Source organism: Variovorax sp. JS1663 (genome assembly GCF_002157355.1).
In the GTDB taxonomy this organism is placed as follows: Bacteria; Pseudomonadota; Gammaproteobacteria; order Burkholderiales; family Burkholderiaceae_C; genus Variovorax.
Genome location: NZ_LYMK01000099.1, coordinates 1 through 5,422 on the forward strand (window position 1 = coordinate 1; position 5,422 = coordinate 5,422).

At 64.0% G+C, this 5,422-nt stretch carries 1 protein-coding gene; it reads right to left on the reverse strand.

The window, feature by feature from the left end; translation table 11 throughout:
- On the reverse strand, positions 1 to 5,422 hold a 5,422-nt coding region (locus A8M77_RS34645; protein WP_272947474.1), incomplete at both ends, for a calcium-binding protein.

The window sequence follows — 5,422 nt, forward strand, 5'->3', positions numbered from 1 at the left end:
CGTCGATGGTGTCCTGGCCGTCGCCCAGCGCGAAGGCATAGGTGTCGCTGCCTGCGCCGCCGGAGAGGGTGTCGTTGCCGCCGAGTCCGTTCAAGGTGTTGTTGCCAGAGCCCGTCGTGATGAGGTTCGCGCCGGCGTTGCCGGTGGCGTAGCCGGCGTTGTCGTTGAGCTCGAGGTTCTCGACGTTGTCGCCCAGCGCATAGCCGCCCCATCCGGCGAAGTAAACGGTATCGATACCGCCATCCACGTCTTCGGACACCACGCTTCTGTCTTCGACAATCTCGTACCGGTCGTTGCCCGTGCCGCCGCGCAAGGTCACTTTGCTGCCCGGATCGATGAACATCTTCACCAGCTTGTCGTCGCCTGCGCCGCCATCGAGCAGGTCGGAGCCGAAATAGCTGATCAGCCGATCGTCGCCATCGCCGCCATACAGTTCATCGCGATCGATGCGGCGCGCGCCGCCGGTGTCCAGCGCCCGATACTGGTCTTCGATGGCATCGTTGCCTGCGCCGCCTTCCAGTGTGTCGTTCTCGAAAGAGCCGCTGATGCCGTTGTCCTGCGCATTGCCCACGAAGTAAACGCCTTCGCCGCCGTACGAATCTCCCTCCCATGCGACTCGGCCATTGGCCGCGATGTTCTCGACATGGGCGTAGCCGTCCAGGTAGAACTTCTTGCCGCTGGAGCGCAGGATCGACGAACCTCCCCGCACCACGTCGATGACGACCCGGTCGTTGCCGCCGCCGGAGGCCTCGACCACCACGTCGCTGGCATCCACGAAGTAGGTGTCGTCACCGTCCAGGCCCGTCAGCACGTTGCTCGCGGTATTGTTCGAGGCCCGCAGGTCGTTGTTCGCGGCGTCTCCAGTCGCGCCCAGGGCCAGACTGCCACGAAGCTCGATGCCTTCCACGTTCGGCGCCACCGTCAGCGAAAGGGTGGACGAGATCATGACGTCCTGGCCGCCGCCTTTGGCCTCGACCACCAGGTCGCCAGCGTTGTCGATCATGAAATAGGTGTTCTCCGCGCCGCCGATCATTCGATCGGCCCCCTCGCCGCCATCGACCAAGGCGCCGCCAAAGGAGTTGTTCACTGGAGAGCCGATCGTTCCACCGAGGGTCAGGTCGATGACGTTGTCCAGCGAATTCCCCCGGTACCAGGCCCTGGTGTCAGCCTGGAAATCCATGTACGGCCTGTAAACGTCGTCGAAGGTGACAATGCCGTTCACACCCTTGGGGATACCCCAGATCGTGGTGATCGTGCTGCCTGAGATGAACAGGTTCTCCACGTGGTCCGGCAAGCGCACGTCATACTGCATGGTCACCAGGGTGTCGATGCCGCCTTCTGCAGTCTCGACAATGACGTCCTTCGGGAGATAGCTCCAGTCGGGCAGGGTCATGGGCAAGCCCGCTTCGACGATGTAGGTGTCGTTGCCCAGCCCGCCGATCAGCGTGTCGCCGCCGGCCCCGCCGTCGAGCACGTTGTCGCCCGCATTGCCGGTGATCACGTTCGCGCCGTCATTGCCCGTGGCATTGATGTTGAGAATGCCGGTCAGCATCAGGTTCTCGACGTTGTTGGGCAGAGAGTAGGACACCGAACTGTTGGCGAGATCGGTGCCGCCACCCGCACTCTCGATGATCTGGTCGGATCTGTGGTCCACGGTGTAGGTGTCGTTGCCGCTGGTCCCGGTTTGGGTATTGGCTGTGCCCACGCTATTGATCAGACGCGCGTTGATGTCCGACGCTGCCCAGAGGGTGCCGTCGGCAAAGCGGATGCTTTCGATGGCGCCTGCGGTCGTGAACTGGCCCGGTATCCAGAGTTGTTCGCCGCTGGCAAGCGCGATCACGAGCGAGTCCACGCTGGTGCCGTGCACCACGTCGCCCGGAGCGCGGTTGGTAGGGGAACTCGATGTCTTGATCAGGGTGACGTCCGACGGCAGGATGCCCGCGCCCAGCTGAACGGCATCCACGCCCGCGCTGTCAGTCAAGATGTCCTGGCCACCGCCTCGTTGGAAGCTGTAGGTGTCGTTGCCGGCGCCGCCGATCAGGTAGTCATGGCCGGCGCCGCCATCCAGCGTGTCGTTGCCCGTACCGCCATCGAGTCTGTCGTTTCCGCCACCGCCGGCCATGGCATCGTCGAGGCCGTCGAAACCGTTCAGGACGTTGTTGCCGTCATTGCCCGTGACGGCCAGTTGACGCAGAGTCGCCGCTGTCCAGATGGTTTGCGGAGAGGAGACGAAACGAACTTCCTGGATACCAGAGCTCGTCGTGAGCGACTCGAAGAGATAGTCCAACCGGACAGCCACGCCATCCTTCGACGAGAGCAAGGCGTTGTTGCCGTCGCGCAGAACCATGACATCTTCAGGCCTGATGCCGGCGCCGAACTCCACGATGTCGCGCCCCGCAGGATCGTCTCGGTAGATCACATGGCTGCCGTCCAGAATCCTGTAGGTGTCGTTGCCTTGGCCGCCGTAGAGTTTGTCCTGGCCCGAAGACGCCACCAGCACGTCGTCGCCAGCACCACCGTAGAGCGTGTCGTTGCCGGCGCCGCCGATCAGCGTGTCATTGCCGCCCAGGCCGCGAAGGGTGTCGTTGCCTGCCAGGCCGTCAAGGGTGTCGGTGCCGCTGGTGCCCCAGAGCCCATTGTCGAGTCCGGTAGCGGTATTGGCCGAGGCATAGACGTCGGCGTAGCTGAGCACGACATTGGGCGCATCGTCGAAGACGAAGCGAATGCCTTGCTGCGCAGCGGGCAGCTCCATGAACTGCTCGATGCGAAGATCACTGCGGGACCCTGAGATCTCGATGAGCAAATAGGAAGTCGGTGAGTAGGCGGAACCTGAAATCAGCCCTTCCCGAGACGAGATCTTGAGCGAAGCGGGGCTGATGCCTGAAGCGAACCGAATGGTCGTGGTTTGCCCCGCTGTCGTACTGATGCCTTGTATGACGGTGTTGCCGAGCTGAACGCGAGGACGAATGACGACGGTGTCGGTGCCGCCGCCACTGAGGTTGATCAGGGCGCCGCTGGCATCCACCCAGTCATCGCCAGCGCCCGCGAAGATCTGATAAGCCTCGCCGATGATGGTGTCGTTGCCCTCGCCGCCATCCATGCGTTGCGCCCCGTCGGCGTCTTCCAGCCTGTCGTCGCCTGCTTCTCCATAGAGCGAGTCGTAGCCGTTCCCGCCTCGAAGGGTGTCGTTGCCGGCGCCGCCATGGAGCGTGTCAGTGCCGGCGTTGCCGTCGATGGTGTCGTTGCCGATTCCACCTTGCACGGTGTCGTCGCCTGCGAGCGCATCGACGGTCTCACCCATTGCCAACAGCTTGATCACATCGTTGCCCGAGGTGGCCTGTTGCTGGCCGGTTGCCAAGCTGAGGTCAGCCAGACGAATCGAGGGGCCGCCGGAGAATTCAACCCGATGCAAAGGGTCGGTGCTGTAGGCGCCGACGACCGTTACCTTGTCGGTCGAGTTGAGCAGGTTGGCGACGAGGTCATCGCCGCTTCTGATGAATAGCACGTCGGCCAGAGAAACGCCCGCCTTGAAGCGCAGCACATCCTGGTCGCCGATGGCGGACGAATCGAGGATCCGGTCTTGACCATCGCCCTTGCCGAACAGGAAGACGTCGCTGCCCTGACCGCCGTAGATCTGGTCGTTGCCTGCACCGCCATCAATGACGTCGTTTCCTTCATGGCTGTAGATGATGTCGTTGCCCGCGCCGCCGTCGATGACGTCATCTCCCTGGTCGCTGTAGATGGTGTCGTTGCCAGCGCGGCCGGTGATGATGTCGCGGTAGTGGGTGCCGTTGCCGTAGGAGTTGCCGGCGTCGTCGGCCATGTTGATGAGCACGCCCTTGTCGGCCAGTTGTTGCCATGTCATGGAGCTTCCATCGGCCAGTTCAAGGGTGTCGAAGTAGCTTCCTTTGAGGAAGATCCGGTCGCCCTGCGTTCCGTAGGCCAGAGACATCTGCAGCGATTGCGAAGAGGCATCGAAGGTCTTGGCCAGTTGCAGGCTCTCGCGGGTGATGCCCTGGCCGAAGAGGAATCTGGATTGGGTCCAATCGGATCGCCTTTTGTCGCTGCCGGAGTCGACGGTGTCGATGCCATCGCCGAGCTGGAGTTCGACGGTGGCACCGCCACTGCGGTTCGTCGACAGGTCGTAGTAGTCGTTGCCTTTGCCACCGTTCAAGGTGACGTTCCTGGCTCCGTCGGCTGCACTCAGCCGGTCGGCCCCGCCCGCCCCCCAGACAGATTCCCCGCTTTGCACGGTGAAGTCGACGGGCTGCGACGAATTCGACTGGAGCCACTCGCGCATGTCGAATTGCTGGCCGCCGACGATGATGTTTTCAAAGACGCCGGTGTAGCCGCGGTCGAGCAAGACCCACCGCTGCTGGGAGGGATCGCCCAGGGCCAGGACGAGTTCGCCCTTGGCGGTGGCGCCGACGATGGACACCGGGCCCTGGAATTCGACGGTGTCGGTGCCGCCCGAGTCGGTCAGCAGTTCGGCCAGTGGGGCATTGTCTACGTCATCGGTGGCGATGACGTAGCGATCATCGCCCTCGCCGCCGTCGAGGTAGTCGTTGCCTTTGCCGCCGATGAGGACATCGTTGCCGCTGCTGCCCAGCAGGGTGTCTTTGCCGTCGCCGCCTTCGAGAAGGTCATCGCCTTCGGCGCCGTCGAGGTAGTCGATGCCGCTGCCGCCCATGAGGACGTCATTGCCGCCGTTGCCCCACAGGGTGTCTTCGCCGTCACCGCCTTCAAGGTAGTCGTTGCCGTGGAACTGGGAGGCAAGGCCGGTGCTCCTGTCGCCTTCCAGCAGGTCGTCACCGGCGCCGCCCAGCAAGACATCGTCGCCCCCGCCCCCGATGAGGTCATCGTCGCCATCGCCGCCATCGAGCAGGTCGTTGCCGTGGTTCTCGCCGGCCAGGTCCGCCGTCTCGTCGTCGCCGTGCAGTACGTCGGCGCCGTCGCCGCCATCGAGGGTGTCATCCTTGCCACCGCCGATGAGGATGTCGTCTCCGCCGCCGCCATCGAGGTAGTCGTCGCCCGCAAATTGCGCTGAGATGCCCAGATCGTCGCCCAGGATCAGGTCGTCGCCGGCGCCGCCGTAGAGTTCGTCGGCCTGGCCCCCGCCGACGATGGCGTCGTCGCCTTCGCCGCCATCGATGAAGTCACGCCCATGGCGCGCAGGGTCGAGCTGGAGCTGGCTGGTCCAGGTGGCGCCGTGCACGATGCCGGTTCTCACCGCACTCGCCGCACCCCCCACGTTGTACGTTGTGAAGTCGCCCCACAGGATGTCGCCGCCCTCGCCGCCCTCGATGAAGTCGTCGCCCTCGTAGCCGGCCACCGCATCGATGCCGCTGCCGGCGAAGACGATGTCGTCTCCGGCGCCGGCGTTGACGGTGTCGTCGCCTGCACCGGCATGGATGATGTCGGC